We start from the raw sequence: 23,439 nt of genomic DNA, 5'->3' as shown, positions 1-23,439 counted from the left end.
AGCATGGCTGATTTTCATCAGAACGGAAACATCGCGACACTGCACAATCTGCGCACCCGCTCGCAGGCCGAAATGACCTACGAGCTTGAAACCTTCGCCCAGACCCGCAAAATGACGCTGATCCTGCCGTGCCTCTATTCCGAGCTGGAAACCGAAGCGATGCCCCGCATTCTGGATGAGCTGTCCAAGGTCACCTATCTGCACCGCATCATCATCGGTCTGGACCGCGCCGACGAGGCACAGTTCCGCCACGCCAAAGAGTTTTTTAAAGGCTTGAACCAGAACCATATTGTGATCTGGAACGACAGCCCGCGCATGCAAGCGCTTGAGGCTCAGCTACAAGAAATGGGGCTCGCCCCCGCCGAGAAGGGCAAAGGCAAAAACGTCTGGTCCTCTCTTGGGTATCTGATCGCCTGTCAGGACAGCGCTGTGATGGCGATCCACGATTGCGACATCGTCACCTATACCAACGACCTGCTGGCCCGCCTGATCTATCCGGTCGCCAATGCAAATTTCCCCTATCAGGTGGCCAAGGGCTATTACGCGCGGGTGGGCAGCGACAAGCTGAACGGGCGGGTCACGCGCCTGCTGGTCAGCCCGCTGCTCATCGCGTTGAAAAAGGTCGTGGGGGATCGTGACTATATCGATTACCTGCGCGCCTTCCGCTATCCGCTGTCGGGCGAATTTGCCATGCGTACCAATATCCTGCCCGACCTGCGCATCCCGTCAGACTGGGGGCTAGAGATTGGCGTTCTGTCAGAGGCATGGCGCAACCTTGCCCCGAAATCAGTCTGTCAGGTCGAAATCGCGGACGACTATGACCACAAGCACCAGGACCTGAGCGAAGCGGATGCCGACGCGGGCCTAAACCGCATGTCCACCGACATCTGCAAAGCGATCTTTCGCAAGCTGGCAGCGGATGGCACGGTGTTCACACCCAACGTGTTCCGCACCCTAAAAGCGACCTACTATCGCTGCGCGCTCGACCTGCTGGATGCCTATTACAATGATGCCAAGATGAACGGCCTCAGCATCGACCGCCACCAAGAAGAGCGCGCGATTGAACTGTTCACCGAAAACATCATGCGGGCGGGGCATTTCTTTTTGGACAACCCGCACGAGACGCCCTTTATTCCCACGTGGAACCGCGTCCATTCAGCGGCACCGGATTTTCTGTCGAAACTACGCGAAGCCGCGGCGGCGGATGATGCCGAATACACCTAATCACGGCAGTGTCTTTCGCCCAGTCAAAAGCGATTGGTGATCCACATGCATTGATAAGGCTCCAGCGTGATATGATCCGCGCCGGCGTCAATCATTTCACCGCTGATCAGGTCCAGCCACGGCTGGTCCTCGATCAGGTTCAGTGCCGCAGCAGAGATCGCAACAGACGCATCACTGACGTTATGCAACGCAAAGATCGACTGCTTGCGATCCAGACTTTGCCGCCACACACCAAACACGCGGTCGTCTTGCAGATTTACGGTGAACTGTGTGGCATTGGGGTGAAACGCCTTTTGCTTCTGCCGCATCTTCAAGCGCGCCGACAAATCGCCCAAAACCCGCGACTGCGCGCTGGCCCCATCGGCCAGCCGGTCGCGTAACGTCGGATAGTCCCACCGATGGCGGTTGATCGCGCGGCTCATCCCGCGGTGTTCGACCTGCGCATGATCATTGGGCGTCGCCAGCATCGCGTGAATATAAAAGGCCGGTATCCCCTCCAGCGACATGACGATGGTCTGCGAACAGATAAAGCGCGTGTGGTGATGGTCGTCTTCGCCCTTAAAGGTCCGAGATAGCGCATCGTAAAAGGTCGTGTTCAGCTCGTACGGGCTTTGCCCGCCGTCTGGCAAGCTGCGCATCGACACCAGCCCGCCGACCTGCAGCACCGTATCAATGACCTGTTGCTTTTCGTCTTCGGGCAACAACCCTTCGGCAGGGCGCATCCCGATCCCGTCGTGGCTGGCGGTAAAATTCAGATACGCGCAGCCCATCGGCGCGGGCGGCATGGTGCGCTGCCAGCGCCGCAGATGCGCCCCGTTTCCCGACATCATCGCGTGCAAAATCAGCGGCGGCAGCGGAAAGTTATAGATCGCATGCGCCTCGTCCCCCGCGCCGAAATAGCTAAGGTTTTCGGCCTTGGGTACATTGGTTTCCGTCAGCAAAATGATCTTTTCGGGCGCATAATCACACAGCAACCGCATCAACCTGATGATCGCATGGGTCTGCGGCAGATGGATCGACGGTGTCCCGATCTGCTTCCATAGAAACGCCACCGCATCCAGCCGAATGATCTGCACGCCATTGTCCACATGCAGGCGAATGATCCGCAGAAACTCCAGCAGCACCTCGGGGTTGCGGAAATCGAGGTCGATCTGATCGTGGCTAAAGGTGCACCACACGTGACGCGGCCCGTTTGGTGTTTCCACCTCTTGTAGCAGCGGCGTCGTGCGCGGGCGCACCACATCGCGCAGATCATCTTGCGGCGAGGCTTCGAAAAAGAACGTGTCAAAAGGGGGCTGACCCTGACGGTAAGCGTTGAACCAATTGCCCTGACTTGAGACGTGGTTCAGCACCAGATCCGACATCAGCGTGAAATCGGCGGCGATGCGATTAATGTCAGGCCAGTCGCCCAGTTGCGGGTTCACCGCGCGGAAATCGGACACCGCAAAGCCGTCGTCAGAGGTATAGGGAAAGAACGGCAGAATATGCACGCTATTCAGAGTTCCGCGTAGATAGCGATGCAGGAAATCGTTCAGTAGATCCAGCGGCTTATGCGCACCATCTACAATCGAATTGCCGTATGTAATCAACAGCGCATCCTGTTCCGACCACAGCGTATTGCCCGCCACACGGCCCCTCTTGCGTCGGGTTGTGCTCTCCGGCCAAAAGGCGTCCAATACCATGCTGGCTAAAATGTCGGCATCCAGTTCAGGGTAGATTTCGCCCAGCAATGCACTAAGCCGATAGCCGAGAGAACGCGCGCTGTCCGTCATGATCTATTGCCTTGTATAAGTGCCATTTCCAAAACCCTAGCGCAGACAACCGCGCGCGACGAGCCAGCATGCCGCGCCCCCCGCCCTCAGGGCACTAAACCCAGAAGGTCAGGAAAACCCGTCCGATTAACAGGCGCAACGCCCAATCGACGGGCATTTTACGGACCCCGAGGACGGGATCAGCCTGCAACGGGCCAGATATTTCAGAGAGGCTAGGCAAAACAGTCTGGTCCCGACAGCTTGCCCACTTGCCAATACAGCGCCTCGGGGTGCGAAGATGATCGACGGCGGCTTTCACCCACGACGTCAAAGCGGTTCGCCGCAAGATTGAAATCCCCCCTCGCCCAGCGCGACATTTGGTATTTTCAGTTTGGCTTTCCGACTTAAAATCGGCCCTAGCGGGTGAAGACACCTTCTGCCAGCGAGGGTAGCTTTGGCGCTTTAGCCTTCTGGTCCCGCAATCTTCCATTCTAGGGATGCCTCCTATTCTGGGCCTGCGTCACCCCATCTAGCTGGTATGGATATCATGCTATTTTGCCGCGATAGCTCGCCGATCTCTTTCCTCACCCTCTTCCACTAGGGTTTCGTCGCATCGTTGCTTTGCGCTTAGACGTGCAGCGTATGCTGCGCACGGCCAGCGTGCTTGGAGCGGTAGAGCGCCGCATCAGCGTCCGACAAGACATCCTCCGCGACGGCATCCTGCCCCTTGCCAACCCGAATGCTACCAATACTGGCAGAAATCCTGCAGGCCGCGCCGTCAAAATCAATTGGCCGCTCCAGCTGCGCTATGATCCGATTGCCAACTTCGGTGAGATGGGCACCGTCTGTGATACCCGGTAGAAGTACCGTAAATTCGTCACCGCCGACGCGGGCAATAGTATCGATCTCTCGTGTGGTGTCGATCATCACCCGCGCGGCGGCCTGTAGCACATGATCGCCCGCCGCATGACCCATGCTGTCATTCACCGCCTTGAAGTAATCAAGATCGATCTGCATCACCGCGAACCCCTTTTTTCCCGCAATCAGACGTGCCAGCACATGGTCGATCGCACGGCGGTTTTTGAGACCCGTCAGCGTGTCAGTAAAGGCTCGCTCTTCCGCCGCGATCTTGGCGACCTCTAGCTTCTGGTTCAACGCACGCGAGGCCGCCATCGCCGCCGATTTCGCCTCGATGAGATAGAGCATTTCAACGGCTAGATCCGTGGCCGCAAAATCTGCATTGCTCAGCCGATAAGCACGTACCCCGTTCAGAATTGAGATACCAAAGGACAGGTTGATCACGCAGTCATCTTCCGCGACATTTGCATCCCGCCCCCCGCTGCGATCAGGCAGCGGTACCAATACTCCCTTCAATACCAGCTCCGGGCTGTCACGTAGCGCTAGATGCAGCTTGCGCCCTGCCAAGGGGCGGATTTGCGCAATGCTGCAAGCCATATTCGGGCGCCGTATGACGAATTGATCAAAGAAGTTGCTGCCAACCCATGTACCGCGATGGCACAGCTTCTGAACCGTGGGCCCCACATGGCGAATACGTCCACAGGGCCGCACGATAAGATGCATCGGGCAAAGCATATCCAGCGCCGCCTCATAAGCAGCAGCCGTGGTCATACGCTTGTGCCCAACTCAAAGCTACGTCCCTGCGCATAGTTCCGGTCGATGATCGTGACGCTGATGATCTCCTCCCCCGTGGTGAACCCTTTGCCGTCCAATAGGGCCAATGTGCCATAATCATCCGCGATCACCCGCATAATGCCCATCATCACGTACCCGAAGCCCGATACCGGCCCGCGACACGTCAGCGCGAAACGCCAGTCGTCCAGCTGCGTGACCTCCATGGCGGGCAGACGAAGTTCCTCTATCGCGAGGGTGGCACGTTCAGGAAGATCATTGAGAGAGTGGAGAAACTCTTCGAAATCGACGCCGCCGAACCGCAGCAGACGGCGCACCCCGTCGCGTGCGGGGTTAGACACCAACCAAGCGCCTAAATCCTCAAGCAGGTCCGGTATCGGGCGGTCCACCACCGCAGACAGGCGCGTAACGACCCGTGGCGTGATGGCGTCATCATAGGTCAGCATCGGTTCAAAGTCGCTCGACCCCATTGCGCCACATAGATCGGCGCGCAGGGCGACTTGCGTCCATACCGCCCCCCCAAAACTGTCCAGCACGAACCGTTGGATCGTATGGTTGATCAGCCCGTGCATCGCACCCCCTTCTGCCGCATTCAGGGGGGAAGATGACGAAAGACCGTTAATAAACGCCGAACGGAAACAGCCCCCGAGGGTCGAAAGCCGATCAAATTTATATCAATTCAAAGGCAAACGTCCGACAGCGCGCCTATTGTGACCGACTGTCAAGCCACGCAGGCAGGTGGCCAATGTCAGGCAGCACCACATCCGCTGCGGCCTCAAGATCCTGCCGTGTGGCCATTCCAGTCAGCACCGCAACACACGCCATACCCGCTGCACGACCCGCTACCATATCATGCAGACTGTCACCGATCATCGCCACTTCGGATGGGGCCAATCCAACAGCCTTGGCAAAGGCCAGCAATTGCCCTGATGTGGGTTTTGCACCGTAGCCGCTGTCGAAACCCGCGATAAAATCAAAGTGCCCAGTCACCCCCGCCTCGCCCAGATGCGCCCGCGCGGGGCCTTCGGCGTCATTCGTCGCAACACCAAGCGCCAACCCGCGCGCCTTGAACTCTTCGAGCAATGCAATGAGAGGCACGGCCTCTGCCTGCGGGGCGTTTTCGGCCTCGTAATTCAACAGCTGCAACAAATCCGCTTTTGTCATATCGCTGACCTGAGGGGCAAGCGCCTCCACGATCTCCCCCGGGGTGCCGGCAATGGCAATACTGTCCGCAGAGAACGTTTGCGTCCGCACGTCAAACCCGATTTGTTGTCCCAACAGGGCGGACCGATCCGCATCCCCCTTGCCAAGCCGCGTGAGGAAGGAATTGGCCCATGCCTCCCATGTTGCGGCGAAATCGAATAGGGTTCCGTCTTTATCGAACAGCAGGGCTTTGATCATTCTCAGGTCCAATTCATCTGCGCGCCGCCCGGCAAAGACTGCCGCGCCTGCATGATACGGTCGTAGGGCACATTAATCGTGTCGCATAGCCCCGTCACCCATGCGTCATCCATCATGATGAAATCAAGCACAGCGCCAAGAAACACCGGGTCACCAGCTTGCGTGCGCAGATCTTCGGCCGACGCGCCGGTGGCCCCCATGAATGTCGGCATGAGGTCCTCGTTGGCGGCCAGCCAACCCAGCGCCTGCAAGGCGACTGTTTCGGCGGCATCTTGCTTCATCATATTAAATTCCCTCGCGGCTTCATAATCGAAACACTTTGTTAACCATTCACGGCAACAAAGAGCATTCAAGCCAATTACACGCGAGCGGAGAATGAAGACAAGTGCCGGGTAAAGTCCTTATCGTCGATACTGTTGCCACCAACCGCATCGCATTGGAAACCAAACTCACGACTGCCTCTTACGAGGTACGCGAGGCGACAACAGTATCGCAGGCCGTTGAAATAGCGCAGCAATATGAACCAGATGTCATTATCGCTGCACACCGCACAGGCGGCCAAGATGCAGCACAGCTGTGCCGTGCGCTTGCGTCGTCCCCCCTTACATCATGCATGCCGGTTTTTGCGCTTGCTGACGGGGGTGATCCGGCGATCTGTATTCATTTATTAACCCATGGCGCACAGGAGGCGATGGTGAAGCCGGTTTGCGACTCTCTTTTCCTAGGGCGGGTGCGCAGCATCATACGCGCACGAAATAGGCCCGCCCCGTTTTATATGCACGAGGCTCTCTCCCCCGCGCCCGGACTGGCGGAACCTGCCGGTGGCTTTGCGCTTCCGGGAAATTTCCAGATTGTCAGCAGTGGCCAGCCGCGTACGCCAGCCTGCCTTTCGCAGCTGCGCAAACGACTGGGCGGCACCGTGACACAAACGACGCCCCGCGACGCGCTTGCCTGCCTCAGGCAAAATAACCTGCCCGATGTGTTTATTCTGACCCTGACCGGCGCGGACGAGACGGACGAAGAGCAGCTGCGTGTGATCTCTACCCTGCGGGCGAACGCAACCGCGCGCCACTGCGGCATACTTGTCCTACAGACGCAGCCCCACCCCGTTGCCGCGGCGCATGCGCTGGATCTGGGGGCAGATGACCTGATGCAGCACGGCTTTGACACAGAAGAACTGGTCCTACGGCTTGAAGGCTTATTGAAGCGCAAACAACAAGGGGACACGATCCGGCGCGACGTGGATGCCCGCCTGCGCGAGGCGGTGTTTGATCCGCTTACAGGCATGTACAACCGCCGCCATGCCCTCTCCGAAGTGGCACGTCTTGCCGTGCGCATGCGCCACAAAGGACTGCCGCTGGCGGTGATGCTGGTGGATATAGACCACTTCAAACGGGTGAACGATGCTTTCGGCCATGCATCCGGCGACGCGGTGCTGGTCGAAACAGCGCGCCGGCTGAAATCATGTCTCCGCCCGCTGGATGTCGCTGGCCGCATCGGAGGGGAGGAATTCTTACTTGTGCTGCCCGGAATAACCGAGGACGAAGCGGCCCAGATGGCCAAGCGTATTTGCCGCGCCTATCGCACCACGCCCTTTACCATCCCCGCAAGCGTGCAGCCGATCCATACCACCATCAGCATCGGGCTGTGCATCGCGCAGCCGGAAGACAGCCCGCCTTTGGGCACATCGCAAAGCGCACAGGATCTCGCCGCCCGTTTGATCGACCGTGCGGATCAAGCACTGTACAGCGCGAAACACGGCGGGCGCGACCGTGTGGGGCTGATCCCGTCGGCCGCATGATGGTGCCACGCGGGGTATTTGCAATGCGGCGAAAAACGCGCCACTCTCGTGCTTGCGTGTTCAGGCGTGCCCGGACGCGTATCCCAGATCCACAACAAAGGCCTCGCCATGCTGCCCGATAAACCGATGACCGGTATTGCCATGATGCTTGGCTTTTGCATCATCGCCCCTGTGGGGGATGCGATCGCCAAACTGCTCGGGGCATCGGTGCCGCTGGGCCAGGTGGTCTTCCTCCGCTTCGCCGTCCAGCTGCTGATATTGCTGCCGATCGTGATATTGACCGGTCGGCCCCTGATCCTGCGGGGCAAAACGCTGTGGCTGACGTTTGTGCGCACGGTGCTGCATGTCATCGGGATCGCGATGATGTTCTCCGCGCTGAAATACCTGCCCCTTGCGGATGCGGTGGCGATTATCTTTGTCATGCCCTTCTTCATGCTCTTGCTCGGCAAATATGTCCTGAAGGAAGAGGTCGGGCCCCGTCGGCTAATCGCGTGTATCGTCGGCTTTTGCGGCACGCTGCTGGTGGTGCAACCCAGCTTTGTCGAGGTCGGCTGGCCCGCCTTGCTGCCGGTTGGCGTTGCGCTGAACTTTGCCCTGTTCATGCTGGTGACCCGGCAGATTGCGAAACACACCGACCCGATCAGCCTACAAACGGTCAGCGGGTTTATGGCCTTGGTGATCATGCTGCCGTTCCTGGCGCTTGGTCAGGGCGTGGCGCTGCCAGCCTTGGGGTGGATCGCGCCTGACACAACAGATTGGTCGCTGCTGATCGCCATGGGCGTACTGGGAAGCATCGCGCATCTGCTGATGACATGGTCCCTGCGCTACGCCCCCTCGGCAACGCTGGCCCCTATGCAATATCTCGAAATTCCCGTGGCGACGCTGGTCGGGTTGATCGTTTTTGGCGATTTCCCCAATGCGCTGGCGGGGCTCGGCATGGGGATCACTATGGCCGCGGGGCTTTATATTATTCTGCGAGAGCAGGCCACCCAGCGGCGTCTGGCTGCAGCAACGCTTGTGCAACCTGCTGCATGAGGTCCCGTGGCACCATCAGCAGCGCGGCGGGGCGGTCCATCGAAAGCGTCAGGGCACCTGTGGCCCGGTTCGATGTGCCCAAACGCCCAAGCGGCGACAGCTCTAGCCCGTCAAGCGGCCACTCCAACCCGCGGCTTTGCCCCCGCACTGCGGCCAGCGGATATACCGACACAATATCGCCTGCCCGCGTCGGCAGGGTTAAGTTCGGCGGTGCGAGAAAGATAAGCTGCGTGCCAGCGATCAGCAGGCAGCGTTGGTGGGGGTGGCGCGCCAGACTGCTCAGGGCCGCAAGCTGATGGTCCACGCGCCCTCCCGAAAAACCGACCGCCACGATCAAGGGGGCAGCCACCGACCGGAGCGCTTTGTCAAAGTCGGTCGTCTCTTGCTCTGCCAGTTTGAACTGACGCGCAGACGGGATGCGGGACAGGGTTTCGGACGTTACGGAATCAAAGTCGCCGACCAGCGCCGCGACCTCTACCCCCTGGGCAACGGCCAGATTGGCCCCGCCGTCGACCGCTACGCACATCGGCGCAAGCTGCAGCGCGTCGTTCAGGTCATCCGGACCCACCTGCCCGCCCCCAACGACCGTTATAGGGCTGTTGCTTGCAACAATCGTTGTTTTCACGGCGATTTACCTCAAATTGGAAACAATGCCGCAATTTTGACATTAAATGATACGTTGCAGGGCACAGATTCGAGCCGAATTGGTCTTGAACCTTATGGTAAACAGTAAGCTGCAAATAGGCAGAGGACGACCATCCGATGATGAATAATAACAAAATTCTGACGGTCTCATACGGCACTTTCTCGTGCACGTTGGAAGGCTTTGACGATTCATTCGGCACCATGAAGGCCATCGCGGAATATTTTCGCGATTTGTCGTCGGAGGATCGGTATTTCGGTGCAGAACCCGCACAGCCCGATGCGGAGATGCTGGCACATATCGCACAAAAAGAGATTTCGCGCCGCGTCGAGGCGCGTCAGCAAGACGGACAGATTGTCCTGAGCGCACAAACGCCCGAAAAAGCCGCAGCGCAAGCGCAGCAAAGCCCTGCCCCTGCACCTGCGAGCCCGTCGGTCGTATCGACCTCTTTTGCGCCCCGCGGGCCTCAGGAAATTTCCGCCTATTACGACGCCTACAGCGTCAACGCCTTGAAAGCCGACACAGCTGAAACCGCCCCTGCAGCGCAGGCCGAAACTGTCACGCAGCGCGTTGATGCGGTCAGCCGCGCCGTTGAGACACCGCAGCCTGCCTACCAAGCCCCTGCTCCGCAGGCCGAAGCCCCCAAAGCGCCGGCCGCCGAGGTGGATATCGTTCCCGGCCAGCCCGACGAGGACGTCGAGGCGTTCTTCGCCGATAGCCCACGCAACACCGTGACCCTCGACGACCAGGACGCCGAAATCCAGCCGGTAGCGGCACCCGCCGTCGATAGCATCGCGGCCAAACTGCAGCGCATCCGCGCCGTGGTCGCCAATCAGGATGTGCCCGCTGCGCAACATCCCCAGATCTCTGAGGATGACGCCGCAACCGACACCAAAGCAGACATCGATGATATCATCGCCAGCGCCATTCACGACATCGAGGATGCGTTGAATGCGGATGATACCGTCGAAGACATCGCCCACGCGCCTTCATCCGATACGCAAGCAGAGGAATCCGCAGCGCCGGCCGAAACTGCGACCCAAGACCACTACGACACTCCAGAACAGCAGCCTGACGCGACGGCGCAAGACAACGCGTCCGACGAAGATGATGCGCAGGACGACGACACAGCTGAAAGCGAAGAGTTTGAAGCCGTCGAAGACACCGCGCCCCGTGGTCGCGTGCTCAAGGTGAAGCGCGCCGACATCGACCGCGCCATCGCCGCGGGCGAGCTGGAAGAAGTCGAAGAAGACGCCCCCGCCGTGCTGGAAGAGGCTGACAAGCCCGCCGCGCGCCGTGCGCGTGATCCCGAATCGACGCTCTCGGACGAGGACGAAGACGATTTGGCCCGCGAGCTGGCCGAGCTTGAGGCGACATTGCCCTCTGCCTCCGCCGACACGCTGGCCGACGCGCCCGAAGAGGATGCGGACACTGCGGTGGAAGACGAGATCACTGCGGAAGACGAAACCACCGCGGAAGACGTGTCAGAAGATACAGATGCCGAATTGTCGGAAGACGACACCGAAACGGCGGCAGAGCCCGAAGCCGAAGCGCGCAAAGATGCAGCCCAGCGTCGCAGCCTGCCAACGCTCGACGCGGATACCGGACCGGACATGAACCGCCTGCTTGCCGAAACCGACAACCAAATGGACGAACCCGAAGCCGCCACCCGCCGCGACGCGATCACCCATCTGCGTGCAGCGGTTGCCGCGAAAAAGGCCGACATCGCCCTTGGCGCGCCCGCCACGACCGAGCAAACGAATAACGCCTACCGCAGCGATCTGGCAGAAGTGGTTAAACCCCGCCGTCCCGCGACGACCACCGCCCGTACCGAGCGTCCGGCAGAGCCACGCCCTGCACCGCTCAAGCTGGTGGCGGCACAGCGGATCGACACCCACCAGCCGCGCAACGTCACCCCTGTACGCCCCCGTCGCGTGGCCGCAGTCGCGCCAGCCCCCGCGCCAGTTCCACAGGCCGGTGGGTTCGCCGAATTTGCCGAAGAGATGGGTGCGACCAAACTGCCCGATCTGCTGGAAGCCGCCGCGGCCTATATGGCCTTTGTCGAAGGGATGGACGAATTCTCGCGCCCGCAGTTGATGAACACAGTGCGCCAAGGCGGTGCCGATGACTTTAGCCGCGAAGAAGGCCTGCGGTCGTTTGGTCTACTGCTGCGCACCGGCAAGCTTCAAAAGCTGGACGGTGGCCGGTTCAAAGCGTCAGAGCAAATCGGCTTTCAGCCAGATGAACGCGCCGCCGGCTAAGCTGGCCAAGCAGAAGGCTCGGAACGCAAAACGGCCCCCTCGGGGGCCGTTTTTATTATGATGCAAGGTCGTGTATCCGCAAGGCGGGCCGACCAAAGCGGTTCTATTCAGCGTCGTCGCGCGCGTTCGGATCGGCCTGACCGATGCCTTTGAACACGAACTTGAGCGGGATCGCCCAGACCACGCCAAGCGCAATATAGATCAGCAGTTCGACCCAGAACGGCGGCCGGTCAAACAGCGACACCGCGACGACAGCCGCAATGATATAGAGCGGCAGACCGACCAGAAGAATGACCAGCGCCCAACGGCGTCGTGCTTTATACCCAAGGGCCATCGTAGTGTCCTTTCATCAGGTGCCAAGGGCCCCGCAGGGCCCCCGGCGATATAGATCAATCGGCGAAGGGGTCAGTGACCAGAATCGTATCTTCCCGCTCTGGCGAGGTCGACAGCATCGCGACGGGGCACTGGATCAACTCCTCGATGCGGCGCACGTATTTGATCGCGTTCGCGGGCAGATCAGCCCAGCTGCGCGCGCCTTCGGTGCTTTCGGACCACCCCGGCACTTCCTCGTAGATCGGGGTGCAGCGGGCTTGTTGATCGGCTGCCGTGGGCAGGTAATCCAACACTTGACCGTCCAGATCATAGCCGGTGCAGATCTTGAGCGTCTCAAACCCGTCAAGCACGTCAAGCTTGGTCAGCGAGATGCCGGTCACGCCACTGGTGACACAGGTCTGGCGCACCAGGGCTGCATCGAACCAGCCACAGCGACGCTTGCGCCCGGTGGTGGTGCCGAATTCGTGGCCGCGTTCGCCCAGACGTTGACCGTCGGCATCGTCCAGTTCAGTCGGGAACGGGCCTTCGCCGACGCGCGTGGTATAGGCTTTGACGATCCCCAGCACATAGTCGATCGCGCCCGGACCGATGCCCACACCCGTCGCCGCCTGCCCTGCAATCACGTTAGAGGAGGTGACGAAAGGATAGGTACCAAAGTCGATGTCGAGCAGCGCGCCTTGGGCACCTTCGAACAGGATACGCTTACCGGCTTTGCGCTTTTCGTTCATCACCTTCCAGACAGGTGCCGCATATTCAAGGATCTTCGGCGCGATCTCTTTGAGCAGTTCAACCAGTCCGTCGCGGTCAATCGCTTCGACGCCCAGACCCTTACGCAGCGGATCGTGGTGCTGCAACGCGCGGTCGACGCGTGCCTCGAGCGTGGCAGGGTCGGCCAGATCGGCAACGCGGATGGCGCGGCGACCGACTTTATCCTCGTAGCACGGCCCGATGCCGCGACCGGTGGTCCCGATTTTGGTACCTTTTGACGCGGCCTCTTCGCGGGCGCGGTCCAACTCGCCGTGGTAGGGCATGATCAGGGGCGTGTTTTCCGCGATCATCAGCGTTTCGGGCGTGATCTCGACGCCTTGGGCGCGGATCGTTTCGATTTCTTTCAGCAGGTGCCACGGGTCAAGCACAACACCGTTGCCGATAACCGAAAGCTTGCCGCCGCGTACAACACCCGAGGGCAGCGCGTGCAGCTTGTAGACCTTGCCGTCGATGACCAGCGTGTGGCCAGCGTTATGGCCACCCTGAAAGCGGGCGATGACATCGGCCCGTTCGCTGAGCCAGTCAACGATTTTGCCTTTTCCTTCGTCGCCCCACTGGGCGCCTACGACTACGACGTTGGCCATGAAGATATTCCTTTAACAGTTCAAATAACCGTGCAAACCCGTGGAGGTATAGCGACGACCGCCAAGGTCCGAAACTGTAAAATGCAGCCAAAACGCCGCGGCGTCACATTTCTCGGCATTTATCGGCCTCGAGCGGTAAAACTTGAACCCGTCCCCATAGACTTTGCTGCGGTAGCGCCGATATTCCAAGCCAGACCAAACAAGGAAGTACCACAGATGGGTTTTTTCATACGTTGGGCCTGCGCCTTTGTGCTGTTGGCCGCGACCTTTAATCCGACGTCTTATAACTATGTCACATGGGTCATGCGCTACGGCCATATGAATCTGTCCATCGCCGTCTTGCTGGGGCTGCTGCTGCTCATCGGCTACGTTGTCTATCTGCGTGCGACGCTGCGCTCTATTGGCGGGTTGGGGATGTTGCTGGTGCTGGCACTGGTCGGGGCCAGCCTCTGGGTGCTCTATGATCTGGGGGTCCTGCGGCTGGATAACGGCAGTTTTAACCTGTGGCTCGGCCTTGTCGCGCTGAGCTTTGTACTGGGCATCGGCCTCAGCTGGAGCATCTTTCGCCGCGCCGTATCGGGGCAGGCAGATGTGGATGATGTGGAAACCTGACGCGGGCTTTCTGCCCAAGCGGGGCAACGCGGGCCAATCCTCCCTTGCCCCCATAGGCAAACTTGCCTAGACACGCCCAAAGTCAAAACCGCAGAGCCGTAGGTACCAATGGAAAATGTAGTCCTGATTGTCCATCTCATTCTGGCCCTTGGCCTGATTGCAGTCGTGTTGCTGCAACGGTCCGAAGGGGGCGGCCTTGGCATGGGCGGTGGGGGCGGCGGTGCCGTTTCCGGTCGCTCGGCAGCCACTGCCATGGGCAAACTGACCTGGGTTTTGGCCGCGGCCTTTATCGTGACCTCGATTACACTGACCATCATCGCGGCTGAAAAATCCGCCGGTTCTTCGGTAATCGACCGTCTGGGCGGCACGCCACCAGCGCTGAACCAAGGTGACGCACCAGCGCTGCCCGATACCGATTCACTGCTGCCGCCGACACCTGCGGAAAACACACCGCAAGTTCCGACTGCGGATTAATCCAGACGCTACAACAGCTTGAGGTTAGGCCAAGATACGCAACATGATGTTGCGGCTTGGCCTTGCTTTTTCCATCCGAATCCTGTTAGGTATAAGTCCCGTGATGCTGCGGTTTTCCGCAGCTCAATTGCTTGGCTTTTGCCACATCAAATCTGAACTCACGGGGGCCTTCATCACATGGCACGCTATATTTTTATCACCGGCGGTGTGGTTTCCAGCCTTGGCAAAGGTCTTGCCTCTGCGGCTTTGGGGGCCTTGCTGCAAGCGCGTGGCTTTTCCGTCCGTCTGCGCAAACTGGACCCTTACCTGAACGTCGATCCCGGCACCATGTCGCCCTTTGAACATGGCGAAGTTTTTGTGACCGACGATGGTGCCGAAACCGATCTGGATCTGGGCCACTACGAACGCTTTACCGGCGTCGCGGCACGCAAGACGGATTCGATCAGCTCTGGTCGGGTCTATTCCACCGTGCTCGAGAAAGAGCGTCGCGGTGACTATCTGGGCAAGACCATTCAGGTGATTCCCCACGTCACCAACGAGATCAAGGATTTCCTGCATATCGGCGATGACGAGGTCGACTTTATGCTGTGCGAAATCGGCGGCACGGTCGGCGACATCGAAGGCCTGCCCTTCTTTGAAGCGATCCGCCAGTTCAGCCATGACAAACCGCGCGGCCAGTGTATCTTTATGCACCTCACCCTACTGCCCTATCTGGCAGCCAGCGGCGAGCTAAAGACCAAACCGACGCAACACTCCGTCAAGGAATTGCAAAGCATCGGGATCGCGCCCGACATTCTGGTCTGCCGTTCCGAACACCCGATCCCCGAGAAAGAGCGCGAGAAGATCGCCCTTTTCTGTAACGTCCGCAAAGAGGCCGTGGTTGCGGCCTATGACCTGAAAACCATCTATGACGCGCCGCTGGCCTATCACGCGCAAGGGCTGGATCAGGCCGTGCTGGATGCCTTCGATATCTCCCCCGCACCCAAGCCTGAACTGTCGGTCTGGCGCGATGTCTCTGACCGCGTGCACAACCCCGAAGGCGAAGTCAAAGTCGCCATCGTCGGCAAGTATACCCAGCTTGAGGACGCCTATAAATCCATCGCAGAGGCGCTGACCCACGGTGGCATGGCCAATCGGGTCAAGGTCAAGATTGAATGGGTCGATGCCGAGGTCTTTGATCAAAGCGACGACCTGTCCTCGCACCTCGAAGGGTTCCACGCGATCCTCGTGCCCGGCGGGTTTGGCGAACGCGGTACCGAAGGCAAGATCAAGGCCGCACAATATGCCCGCGAACAGAAAGTCCCCTATCTGGGGATCTGTCTGGGCATGCAGATGGCCGTCATCGAAGCCGCGCGTAACGTGGCGGGCCTGACGACTGCGGGCTCCGAAGAATTCGACCACGAATCCAGCGGCAAAAAGCGTTTTGAACCCGTCGTCTACCACCTCAAGGAATGGGTGCAGGGCAACCACAAGGTCGAACGCAAGCTGGACGACGACAAAGGCGGCACAATGCGTCTTGGTGCCTATGATGCGACGCTCAAAGAAGGATCGCACGTGGCCAATATTTATGGCACCACGTCCATCGACGAGCGTCACCGTCACCGCTATGAGGTCGACACCGCCTACCGCGAGAAATTGGAAAAAGCCGGTCTGACCTTCTCGGGGATGTCGCCCGACGGCATGCTGCCCGAGATCGTGGAATGGTCCGATCACCCGTGGTTCATTGGCGTCCAGTTCCACCCCGAACTGAAATCCAAACCCTTTGATCCGCACCCCTTGTTCAAGGACTTCATCCGCGCCGCCAAGGAAATGTCGCGGCTGGTCTGACCCTCGCGAAAGGCGGCCCTCGGCATGCTCAGCTACCAACATATCTACCACGCCGGCAATCTGGCCGATGTTCACAAACACAGCCTGCTGGCGTGGATGTTGGGGTATCTGACGCGCAAGGACAAACCGCTGTCCTATCTGGAAACCCATGCGGGTCGCGCGTTGTATGACCTGTCCGACACCCCTGCCCTGAAAACCGGCGAGGCGGCGCAGGGCATTGGCCGTGCCCGTGGCTGGTTTGGCAATACGCATCCCTACGCGCAGGTGCTCGATCAGATCACGCGTGAGCAAGGGGCCGATGCCTATCCCGGTTCGCCGCTCTTGGCCGCCAAGCTGCTGCGCGACAGCGACAGCATACAACTGGCCGAGCTGCATCCCGGTGAACATGCCGCCCTTGATCTGGCGATGTCGCCCTATAATGCCAAGTGTCACTACCGCGACGGGTTCGACATGGCTTTTGCCCTGACGCCGCCCACCCCGCGCCGTGGCCTGATGCTGATCGACCCCAGCTTCGAGATCAAAACCGATTACGTCGATATCCCGCGCCACATTGGCAAGCTCGCCCGCGCCTGGAACGTCGGCATCATTGCGCTGTGGTATCCGATCTTGACCAGCAAGGCGCACCAGCCGATGCTGAGCGCGCTGATGGGGGCCCACCCCGAAGCACTGCGCCACGAGGTCAGCTTTGCCCCTGCCCGCCCTGGTCACGGAATGGTCGGATCGGGCATGTTCGTGTTGAACCCGCCATACGGGCTCAAGGAAGAAACGGCCCGTCTGACGGCCAAGTTCAAAACTCTCCCCAGATAAGGAGCTACCGATGCCCAAAGGATACTGGATCGCAAATGTCGACGTCCGTGACGCCGAGGTCTACGACAAATACCGCGCTGCAAATGCCAAGCCTTTTGCCGATTTCGGGGCAAAGTTTCTGGTCCGTGGGGCCACGCCTGACATCCGCGAAGGTACGTCACACCCGCGCATCGTTGTGATCGAATTTACCTCTCTTGCTGATGCCGTGGCCTGCTATGAAAGCGACGGGTATCAGGCGGCCAAAGACATCCGGTCGTCGGTTTCGGATGGCAATCTTGTCATCGTCGAAGGCTATGACGCCTGAGGCCACGAACAGCAGTTGCGCGCGCGTTTAGAATTGCGCTTTTTATACATCACCCCTTTGCGATTATGGGCCGATTGGAACGTCGGGCTTTGATTTGAGTTAGCCTAGAACGCCCCGAACGATAAAGAGTTGCCATGTTTGAACGTCTATTCCCCCGCCGCAAGCCGGACCCCAAGCCGCTGCCACAGCCGACCCCACAGCTTGCCCTTGGTGCGTTGCTGGTGCGTGTGGCGCTGGCCGATCGCACCTACCGTGCTGCCGAAGTCGGACAGATCGACCGCATTCTGGCCCAGACCTTTGGTTTAAAACCGATCGAGGCCGCGAAACTGCGTGCCACCTGCGAAGCCTTGGAACGCCATGCCCCCGGCACGCCTGAATTTGCGCAAATCCTGCGCGAGGAAGTCGCCTATGACGACCGCAAGGCGCTTGGCGATGCGATGTGGTCTGTGGCGCTGGCCGATGGGGCGCGGGACGACGACATTGAAATCCAGCTGCTGGCAATCGAAACCGCGCTTGGGCTCAGTGACAAAGATATGTCCGCCGCCCGCGAAAAAGCGTTGAAAGCTTTGTGACCTTGGCCTTGCGCCGCAACCGCTCTATATCACGCCCATGTTTGCAGAATTCATCAAACGGCTGACCCAGCCTGATCCCGCCCAGCTTCCCGACGCGGATGCCCGCCTTGCGCTGACCGCGCTTTTGGTGCGCATCGCCAAGTCGGACAATGAATACGCCCCGTCTGAGCGCGCGCGCATCGACCAGATCATCGCCAAACGCTATGCGCTGGATGGTGACGACACCGCCTCCCTGCGTGCCGACGCCGAAGCGCTTGAGGCCGAAGCCCCCGATACCGTCCGCTTTACCCGCGCGATCAAGGATGCTGTGCCCTATGACGCCCGCCTTGCGGTGATCAAAGCGCTGTGGGAAGTCGTGCTGGCTGACGGCATGCGCTCTGACGAAGAGAACGCCCTGCTCCGCTTGGTGACCAATTTGCTGGGGGTCTCGGACACCGACAGCGCCATCGTACGCAAACAGATTGAAGACAAAGACTAGTTTACGCGCAGGTGGCGATCTTACGCGGGGTCAACCTTTGAATTATTGGGCGAAACCCAAGTTCAAGATTGCAAATCCCTGTGAAAATCACCTTAACTTGCTGCGGAATGCACAATAAGGCAGCACAGTGACAGAACAGCCCCCCGTTATCGAGATCAACAACCTGCACAAGGCCTATGGCCCTCTGGAGGTGCTCAAAGGGGTGTCGGTCAAGGCCCCTCGGGGGCATGTCATTTCGCTGATCGGGTCGTCGGGCTCTGGTAAATCCACGTTGCTGCGCTGCTGTAATCTGCTCGAAGACAGCCAGCAGGGCGATTTGCGCTTTAACGGCGAGGCGGTCACATGGAAAGGCACGGGCCACAACCGCCGTCCCGCCGATCCCAAGCAAGTGCTGCGTATCCGCACGAACCTGTCGATGGTGTTTCAGCAGTTCAACCTGTGGGCCCATATGACGATTCTGCAAAACGTGATGGAGGCCCCCCTCACCGTTCTGCGCCGCGACCGCGCCGAGGTCGAGGCCGCGGCACGGGCGTACCTCGACAAGGTGGGCATCGGCGACAAATGCGATGTCTTTCCGGCGCAGCTGTCGGGCGGCCAACAGCAACGCGCCGCCATCGCGCGCGGGTTGTGTATGGAACCCGAAGCACTGCTATTTGACGAACCGACCTCGGCGCTTGATCCCGAGCTTGAACAAGAGGTCGTCAAAGTCATCAAGGATCTGGCCGCCGAAGGGCGGACCATGATGATCGTAACTCATGATATGAAACTGGCGGCCGATGTGTCGGACCACGTCGTTTTCCTGCATCAGGGTTTGATCGAAGAACAAGGGGCCCCTGACGTATTGTTCGGCGCCCCTAAATCGGAACGTCTGCGCGGGTTCCTCTCGGCCACCCACGCGGACTAAAAACGACCTAAAAACAATAAACTGGGAGACTTCAAAATGAAAACACTCGTTCTTGCCACTGCCGCACTGGCGCTCAGCACAGGTTTCGCCATGGCAGACGCCCACGGCAAAACCATCCGCATGGGGACCGAAGGGGCCTACCCTCCCTATAACTTCCTGAATGATGCTGGCGAAGTAGACGGCTTTGAGCGCGAAGTCGGCGACGAGCTGTGCGCCCGCGCCGAGCTGACCTGCGAATGGGTCACCAACGAATGGGACAGCATCATTCCGAACCTGACGTCGGGCAACTACGACACCATCATCGCCGGCATGAGCATCACCGACGAGCGCGAAGAAGTGATTGATTTCACACAGAACTACTTCCCGCCAGCGGCCTCTGCCTATGCTGCGAAATCGGCTGATGCCGACATCACAGGCGGCGTCGTTTCCGCACAAACCAGCACGATCCAAGCGGGTCACGTCGCCGAATCCGGTGCCACCTTGCTGGAATTTGCCACCTATGACGAAACCGTCGCAGCCGTGAACAACGGCGAAGCAGACGCGGTTTTCGCCGATAAGGACGCACTGGTCCCCACGGTCGAGGAATCCGGCGGCGAGATGATATTTGTCGGTGACGACGTGCCACTGGGCGACGGCATCGGCCTTGGCCTGCGCGAAAGCGACACAGAGCTGAAAGCAAAGTTCGACACCGCCATCCAGTCGATGAAGGATGACGGCAGCCTGAACAAGCTGATCATCAAATGGTTCGGCGAAGGCGCCAAAACATTCTGATCTTGATCGGGGCGGCGCATCTGCCGCCCCCTTTTCTCTTACTGCCGATCTGACTAAAGACCCCAATACAGACGCCCGCAAAGGGCGCATACCACCGGGACATTTCGCTATTTTTGCTTGCACTGACCCAGAAACGCTTTCCGGCCTGTCATGGCTGACGTGCTACCTGACCACGGGCAAGCATTTGGCATTCTATGGCGCATTCGGCACTGTATTGCTGTTGCTTGCCATCACCGCCCCCGCAGCGCTTGCCTTTGGCTTTGGGGGCGCAATGGCCGCACGGTCACCCTTTGCACCGCTATCATGGCTGGGCCGCACCTATATCGCTGTTGTGCGCGGCGTGCCGGACATCGCGTTCTTTTTGTTTTTCGTCATCGCCTTGGATCAGGGCATTGAATACCTGCGCCATAAGGTGAAATGCCCCGACTGGGATCAACCGATCCGTCAGGGCAGTGACTTTCTGGTCTGTCAGGCCGCCAAGATGCCGCTTGGGAATTCGGCGCAATGGGTCCACGAGGCCTATGGCTTTTCCCTCGCCGTCCTGACCTTTGCGATCGTGTTCGGCGCCTTTGCGGCCAATGTGCTTTATGGTGCGATGCGCGCCGTGCCGCGGGCGCAGATCGAAACCGGCGAAGCCTACGGCATGTCGCCGCGCCAGACCTTCTGGCGTATCCTTGTGCCACAGATGTGGGTCTATGCGCTGCCCGGGCTCGGCAACCTGTGGATGGTGCTGATCAAGGCGACCCCGCTGCTGTTTTTGCTGGGCATCGAAGACATCGTGTACTGGGCGCGTGATCTGGGCGGGGCCAAGACGCCGCGCTTTACCGATTACCCCCATCCCGACTGGCGCATGTGGTATTTTCTGGCGCTGCTGGTCTTTTACCTTTGCTTTACCCGTGTGTCCGAAATCGTGCTTGACCGGCTGATGCGGCGACTGACCAAAGGTCAGGCCACTGCCGGTGGTGAAGCACAGCGAAAGGCCGCCGTATGACCTGTTGGGACACGATCCAATCCTACGGGCTGCGCTCTCTTGGCTATGGTGAACGGCTGCTGCCGCGCAGTGACTTTACGCTGTGTGATCAATTCACCCTGATCGGGTCGGGCATGATCTGGAACGTCTACTACGGATTTTTTGCCCTGATCAGCGGCTTTCTGCTGGCAACAGTTCTGGCCGTGGGCAAGGCGCACCCCAGCCCTTGGCTGCGCAAACCGTCGGAATGGTTTATCTTTCTGTTTCGCGGCTCGCCGTTGTTCATCCAGTTCTTTTTCGGCTATTTCTTGTTCCTTAGCCTAAAATCTGTGCATCCGTTCTTTGATATGTTCACCTCCGCGTGGCTCGGGGCGTTGATCGTTTTGTTTTTTAACACCTCCGCCTACTCGGCCGAGATTTTCTATGGCGCGCTGCAATCCATCCCCAAAGGCGACACCGAAGCTGCTGATGCCTATGGCATTTCGGGCTGGCCGCGTTTCAAGCGCATCGTCTGGCCGACCATGCTGCGACTGGCCTGGCCCGCCTATACCAACGAGGCAATCTTCTTGTTTCATGCGACAACGCTGGTCTTTTTCACCGGTTTTCCGGCGCTGCAACAACGCGGCGATGCGCTTTATTATGCCAGCTATTTTGCGGACAAAACCTTCAACCCGTTCGTCCCCTATCCCATCCTCGCCGGCTATTTCATTTTGCTGACACTTGTGATCATCTCTGTCTTCGGGCTGATCAATCGCCGTCTTAACCGCCACCTGCCCCAGTCATCGGTGCGGAAAATTCGCTTGCGTCTAAATCTGATCCGGTAGTATCTATTTTTTGATCAAATTATTTAGCGCGTGGGCGCACCCCTCGGTTTTCATGTTTTAAGAACTCCGTTCATGCCCGCCGCTTACAAGGTGTGATATGAAAAACTGGCTTCGCAAACATCCTCAGGTCCGCACAATCCGTGTGGCCGCCGCTGACCTGAACGGTCAGGCCCGAGGCAAGCGCATTCCCACGCGTTTTGCCGACAAGGTCGTAGAGGACGGCACGCGCTTTCCGATGTCGGTGCTTAACCTCGACATCTGGGGCGAAGACATCGACGACAGCCCGCTGGTATTCGAAAGCGGTGATGCCGATGGCATCCTGCACCCGACAGAGCGTGGCTTTCTGCCGATGCCGTGGCTTGATGCGCCGTCAGCCCTGCTGCCGATCTGGATGTTCCACGAGGATGGCCGACCCTATGGCGGTGACCCGCGTCATGCCCTGCGCGCGGTGGTTGATCGCTATAAATCGCGCGGGCTGACACCGGTCTGCGCAGTCGAGCTTGAATTCTTTCTAATCGACGATTCGGGCCGCAAGCTTCAGGTGCCCCTGTCGCCGCGGTCGGGCAAACGCCGCAAGGCGGCTGAAACCCTGTCGATCCGCGCGCTAGACCAGTTCGATGAATTCTTCACCGACCTTTATGACGCCTGCGAAGAGATGGATATCCCCGCCGATACCGCGATTTCAGAGGCAGGTCTGGGCCAGTTCGAAATCAACCTGATGCACTGCGACGATGCCCTGCGCGCCGCCGATGATGCGTGGTTGTTCAAGATGCTGGTCAAGGGCCTTGCCCGCCGTCACGGCTTTGCCGCGAGCTTTATGGCGAAACCCTACGAGGATTACCCCGGATCTGGTCTGCACACGCATTTCTCTGTGCTCGACAAGAACGGCAACAACGTCTTTGACGACGGCGGCCCCCAAGGCACCGCGATCATGCGCCACGCGGTTGCGGGCTGTATGAACGCCATGGTCGGCTGCGCGCTGGTCTTTGCCCCTCATGCCAACAGCTTTGACCGGATGGTACCCGGTGCCCACGCGCCCACGGGCATTTCATGGGCCTATGAGAACCGTACCTCGTCGATCCGCATCCCGTCGGGCAGCCACAAGGCGCGGCGTATCGAACACCGTGTGTCGGGCGGTGATGTGAACCCCTATCTGATGCTGGCCGCCGTGCTGGGGGCCGCGATGAACGGCATCGAAGACGGGGCCGAACCCCCTGCCCCGATCACCGGCAACGCCTATGCCGCCGAACTTCCGCAAATTCCGGGCGACTGGAAATCCGCGATCGATGCCTTCGAGAACTCGGAAGAGGTGAAACGCATTTTCGCCCCCGAAATGGTGCGCAACTTTATCCTGACCAAACGCCAAGAGCTGCATTATATGCAAGAACTGACCCCCCAAGAGCAGGTCGAAATCTATCTGGACACGGTGTAGACAGATGGCTCTC

24 protein-coding genes are annotated in these 23,439 nt (G+C 59.4%); 16 read left to right on the top strand and 8 right to left on the bottom strand.

All coding sequences use genetic code 11. The features are described from left to right. Window positions 1-3: 3 nt before the first annotated feature. Window positions 4-1,224 (top strand): glycosyl transferase, encoded by a 1,221-nt coding sequence (locus ACVBAU_RS07215; RefSeq protein WP_448328737.1) that lies wholly within the window; start codon window positions 4-6, stop codon window positions 1,222-1,224. 23 nt (window positions 1,225-1,247) lie between these two features. Here ACVBAU_RS07215 and ACVBAU_RS07210 read toward each other — a convergent pair whose 3' ends face one another. From ACVBAU_RS07210 to ACVBAU_RS07190, 5 genes are all read right to left on the bottom strand, one after another. Continuing rightward, a complete protein-coding gene (locus ACVBAU_RS07210; RefSeq protein ID WP_448328735.1) occupies window positions 1,248-2,996 on the bottom strand; it encodes a sugar phosphorylase in 1,749 nt (582 codons plus the stop codon). A gap of 606 nt (window positions 2,997-3,602) precedes the next feature. Further along, window positions 3,603-4,556, bottom strand: coding sequence for a diguanylate cyclase domain-containing protein (locus ACVBAU_RS07205; protein ID WP_448328926.1), 954 nt, complete (start codon window positions 4,554-4,556; stop codon window positions 3,603-3,605). A 44-nt stretch (window positions 4,557-4,600) separates the two neighbouring features. Continuing rightward, window positions 4,601-5,197 carry a heme NO-binding domain-containing protein gene (locus ACVBAU_RS07200; RefSeq protein WP_448328733.1) on the bottom strand — a complete coding sequence of 199 codons (597 nt, stop codon included), beginning with the start codon at window positions 5,195-5,197 and terminating at the stop codon, window positions 4,601-4,603. Between the two features lie 133 nt (window positions 5,198-5,330). Next, a complete protein-coding gene (locus ACVBAU_RS07195) occupies window positions 5,331-6,026 on the bottom strand; it encodes an HAD family hydrolase (RefSeq protein ID WP_335745346.1) in 696 nt (231 codons plus the stop codon). Between the two features lie 2 nt (window positions 6,027-6,028). Beyond that, on the bottom strand, window positions 6,029-6,307 hold the full coding sequence (locus tag ACVBAU_RS07190; RefSeq protein WP_171048974.1) for a DUF3572 domain-containing protein: 279 nt from the start codon (window positions 6,305-6,307) through the stop codon (window positions 6,029-6,031). Between the two features lie 104 nt (window positions 6,308-6,411). Between ACVBAU_RS07190 and ACVBAU_RS07185 the strand changes: the two genes are divergently transcribed. Together ACVBAU_RS07185 and ACVBAU_RS07180 are read left to right on the top strand one after the other, a co-directional pair. Beyond that, window positions 6,412-7,827 (top strand): diguanylate cyclase domain-containing protein, encoded by a 1,416-nt coding sequence (locus ACVBAU_RS07185; protein WP_448328731.1) that lies wholly within the window; start codon window positions 6,412-6,414, stop codon window positions 7,825-7,827. 108 nt (window positions 7,828-7,935) lie between these two features. Beyond that, window positions 7,936-8,862, top strand: coding sequence for a DMT family transporter (locus tag ACVBAU_RS07180; protein ID WP_448328729.1), 927 nt, complete (start codon window positions 7,936-7,938; stop codon window positions 8,860-8,862). Here the strand turns inward: ACVBAU_RS07180 and ACVBAU_RS07175 are convergent. Then, window positions 8,795-9,487 (bottom strand): thiamine diphosphokinase, encoded by a 693-nt coding sequence (locus ACVBAU_RS07175; protein ID WP_448328728.1) that lies wholly within the window; start codon window positions 9,485-9,487, stop codon window positions 8,795-8,797. The two genes, ACVBAU_RS07180 and ACVBAU_RS07175, sit on opposite strands and share 68 nt — an antisense overlap. A 137-nt stretch (window positions 9,488-9,624) precedes the next feature. On the opposite strand from ACVBAU_RS07175, the gene ACVBAU_RS07170 reads away from it, so the two are divergent. Next, window positions 9,625-11,766, top strand: coding sequence for a hypothetical protein (locus ACVBAU_RS07170; RefSeq protein WP_448328726.1), 2,142 nt, complete (start codon window positions 9,625-9,627; stop codon window positions 11,764-11,766). Window positions 11,767-11,869: 103 nt separating this feature from the next. On the opposite strand, the gene ACVBAU_RS07165 is transcribed toward ACVBAU_RS07170, so the two are convergent. Together ACVBAU_RS07165 and ACVBAU_RS07160 are read right to left on the bottom strand one after the other, a co-directional pair. Continuing rightward, window positions 11,870-12,100, bottom strand: a complete 231-nt coding sequence (locus ACVBAU_RS07165) for a DUF2842 domain-containing protein (protein ID WP_093733237.1) — start codon at window positions 12,098-12,100, stop codon at window positions 11,870-11,872. A gap of 55 nt (window positions 12,101-12,155) precedes the next feature. Further along, the gene (locus ACVBAU_RS07160) at window positions 12,156-13,451 is read right to left on the bottom strand and encodes an adenylosuccinate synthase (RefSeq protein WP_138923801.1); all 1,296 of its coding nucleotides are present in this window, start codon (window positions 13,449-13,451) and stop codon (window positions 12,156-12,158) included. Window positions 13,452-13,667: 216 nt separating this feature from the next. On the opposite strand from ACVBAU_RS07160, the gene ACVBAU_RS07155 reads away from it, so the two are divergent. The 12 genes from ACVBAU_RS07155 (at window position 13,668) to ACVBAU_RS07100 (ending at window position 23,426) form a co-directional block, all read left to right on the top strand. Next, window positions 13,668-14,063, top strand: a complete 396-nt coding sequence (locus ACVBAU_RS07155; RefSeq protein ID WP_093733239.1) for a DUF6524 family protein — start codon at window positions 13,668-13,670, stop codon at window positions 14,061-14,063. 108 nt (window positions 14,064-14,171) lie between these two features. Continuing rightward, entirely contained in the window at window positions 14,172-14,537 is a 366-nt protein-coding gene (gene secG / locus ACVBAU_RS07150; protein WP_335745351.1) for a preprotein translocase subunit SecG, read from the top strand. A gap of 177 nt (window positions 14,538-14,714) precedes the next feature. Continuing rightward, window positions 14,715-16,364, top strand: a complete 1,650-nt coding sequence (locus ACVBAU_RS07145; protein ID WP_335745352.1) for a CTP synthase — start codon at window positions 14,715-14,717, stop codon at window positions 16,362-16,364. Between the two features lie 24 nt (window positions 16,365-16,388). Then, window positions 16,389-17,171 (top strand): 23S rRNA (adenine(2030)-N(6))-methyltransferase RlmJ, encoded by a 783-nt coding sequence (rlmJ, locus tag ACVBAU_RS07140; RefSeq protein ID WP_448328723.1) that lies wholly within the window; start codon window positions 16,389-16,391, stop codon window positions 17,169-17,171. A gap of 10 nt (window positions 17,172-17,181) precedes the next feature. After that, on the top strand, window positions 17,182-17,475 hold the full coding sequence (locus ACVBAU_RS07135; protein WP_448328721.1) for a DUF1330 domain-containing protein: 294 nt from the start codon (window positions 17,182-17,184) through the stop codon (window positions 17,473-17,475). Window positions 17,476-17,609: 134 nt separating this feature from the next. Continuing rightward, a complete protein-coding gene (locus tag ACVBAU_RS07130; RefSeq protein ID WP_138923805.1) occupies window positions 17,610-18,047 on the top strand; it encodes a tellurite resistance TerB family protein in 438 nt (145 codons plus the stop codon). 37 nt (window positions 18,048-18,084) lie between these two features. Beyond that, entirely contained in the window at window positions 18,085-18,525 is a 441-nt protein-coding gene (locus tag ACVBAU_RS07125; RefSeq protein WP_448328719.1) for a tellurite resistance TerB family protein, read from the top strand. A 127-nt stretch (window positions 18,526-18,652) separates the two neighbouring features. After that, window positions 18,653-19,429 carry an ABC transporter ATP-binding protein gene (locus ACVBAU_RS07120; protein ID WP_448328717.1) on the top strand — a complete coding sequence of 259 codons (777 nt, stop codon included), beginning with the start codon at window positions 18,653-18,655 and terminating at the stop codon, window positions 19,427-19,429. Between the two features lie 36 nt (window positions 19,430-19,465). Then, entirely contained in the window at window positions 19,466-20,200 is a 735-nt protein-coding gene (locus tag ACVBAU_RS07115; RefSeq protein WP_138923808.1) for a transporter substrate-binding domain-containing protein, read from the top strand. 109 nt (window positions 20,201-20,309) lie between these two features. Further along, window positions 20,310-21,191 (top strand): ABC transporter permease, encoded by an 882-nt coding sequence (locus ACVBAU_RS07110; protein WP_138923809.1) that lies wholly within the window; start codon window positions 20,310-20,312, stop codon window positions 21,189-21,191. Continuing rightward, entirely contained in the window at window positions 21,188-21,994 is an 807-nt protein-coding gene (locus tag ACVBAU_RS07105) for an ABC transporter permease (RefSeq protein WP_138923810.1), read from the top strand. The genes ACVBAU_RS07110 and ACVBAU_RS07105 overlap by 4 nt, the downstream gene beginning before the upstream one ends. A gap of 97 nt (window positions 21,995-22,091) precedes the next feature. Continuing rightward, complete coding sequence (locus ACVBAU_RS07100) at window positions 22,092-23,426, top strand: glutamine synthetase family protein (RefSeq protein ID WP_138923811.1); 1,335 nt, start codon at window positions 22,092-22,094, stop codon at window positions 23,424-23,426. Window positions 23,427-23,439: the final 13 nt, after the last annotated feature.

It is taken from the genome of Sulfitobacter sp. M13 (genome assembly GCF_053474885.1).
The sequence above is the reverse complement of the archived record's forward strand: the minus strand, read 5'-3'. Positions and strand labels throughout refer to the sequence as shown.

Excerpts from the sequence above, each read along its gene's own strand:
- ACVBAU_RS07145 (WP_335745352.1), top strand. The coding sequence starts at position 14,715 with ATGGCACGCTATATTTTTATCACCGGCGGTGTGGTTTCCAGCCTTGGC.
- ACVBAU_RS07155 (WP_093733239.1), top strand. The coding sequence starts at position 13,668 with ATGGGTTTTTTCATACGTTGGGCCTGCGCCTTTGTGCTGTTGGCCGCG.
- ACVBAU_RS07125 (WP_448328719.1), top strand. The coding sequence starts at position 18,085 with ATGTTTGCAGAATTCATCAAACGGCTGACCCAGCCTGATCCCGCCCAG.
- ACVBAU_RS07210 (WP_448328735.1), bottom strand. The coding sequence starts at position 2,996 with ATGACGGACAGCGCGCGTTCTCTCGGCTATCGGCTTAGTGCATTGCTG.
- ACVBAU_RS07135 (WP_448328721.1), top strand. The coding sequence starts at position 17,182 with ATGCCCAAAGGATACTGGATCGCAAATGTCGACGTCCGTGACGCCGAG.
- ACVBAU_RS07170 (WP_448328726.1), top strand. The coding sequence starts at position 9,625 with ATGATGAATAATAACAAAATTCTGACGGTCTCATACGGCACTTTCTCG.
- ACVBAU_RS07190 (WP_171048974.1), bottom strand. The coding sequence starts at position 6,307 with ATGAAGCAAGATGCCGCCGAAACAGTCGCCTTGCAGGCGCTGGGTTGG.
- ACVBAU_RS07130 (WP_138923805.1), top strand. The coding sequence starts at position 17,610 with ATGTTTGAACGTCTATTCCCCCGCCGCAAGCCGGACCCCAAGCCGCTG.
- ACVBAU_RS07165 (WP_093733237.1), bottom strand. The coding sequence starts at position 12,100 with ATGGCCCTTGGGTATAAAGCACGACGCCGTTGGGCGCTGGTCATTCTT.
- ACVBAU_RS07115 (WP_138923808.1), top strand. The coding sequence starts at position 19,466 with ATGAAAACACTCGTTCTTGCCACTGCCGCACTGGCGCTCAGCACAGGT.
- ACVBAU_RS07160 (WP_138923801.1), bottom strand. The coding sequence starts at position 13,451 with ATGGCCAACGTCGTAGTCGTAGGCGCCCAGTGGGGCGACGAAGGAAAA.
- secG (WP_335745351.1), top strand. The coding sequence starts at position 14,172 with ATGGAAAATGTAGTCCTGATTGTCCATCTCATTCTGGCCCTTGGCCTG.
- ACVBAU_RS07100 (WP_138923811.1), top strand. The coding sequence starts at position 22,092 with ATGAAAAACTGGCTTCGCAAACATCCTCAGGTCCGCACAATCCGTGTG.
- ACVBAU_RS07200 (WP_448328733.1), bottom strand. The coding sequence starts at position 5,197 with ATGCACGGGCTGATCAACCATACGATCCAACGGTTCGTGCTGGACAGT.
- ACVBAU_RS07180 (WP_448328729.1), top strand. The coding sequence starts at position 7,936 with ATGCTGCCCGATAAACCGATGACCGGTATTGCCATGATGCTTGGCTTT.
- ACVBAU_RS07195 (WP_335745346.1), bottom strand. The coding sequence starts at position 6,026 with ATGATCAAAGCCCTGCTGTTCGATAAAGACGGAACCCTATTCGATTTC.
- ACVBAU_RS07205 (WP_448328926.1), bottom strand. The coding sequence starts at position 4,556 with ATGCATCTTATCGTGCGGCCCTGTGGACGTATTCGCCATGTGGGGCCC.
- ACVBAU_RS07215 (WP_448328737.1), top strand. The coding sequence starts at position 4 with ATGGCTGATTTTCATCAGAACGGAAACATCGCGACACTGCACAATCTG.
- rlmJ (WP_448328723.1), top strand. The coding sequence starts at position 16,389 with ATGCTCAGCTACCAACATATCTACCACGCCGGCAATCTGGCCGATGTT.
- ACVBAU_RS07105 (WP_138923810.1), top strand. The coding sequence starts at position 21,188 with ATGACCTGTTGGGACACGATCCAATCCTACGGGCTGCGCTCTCTTGGC.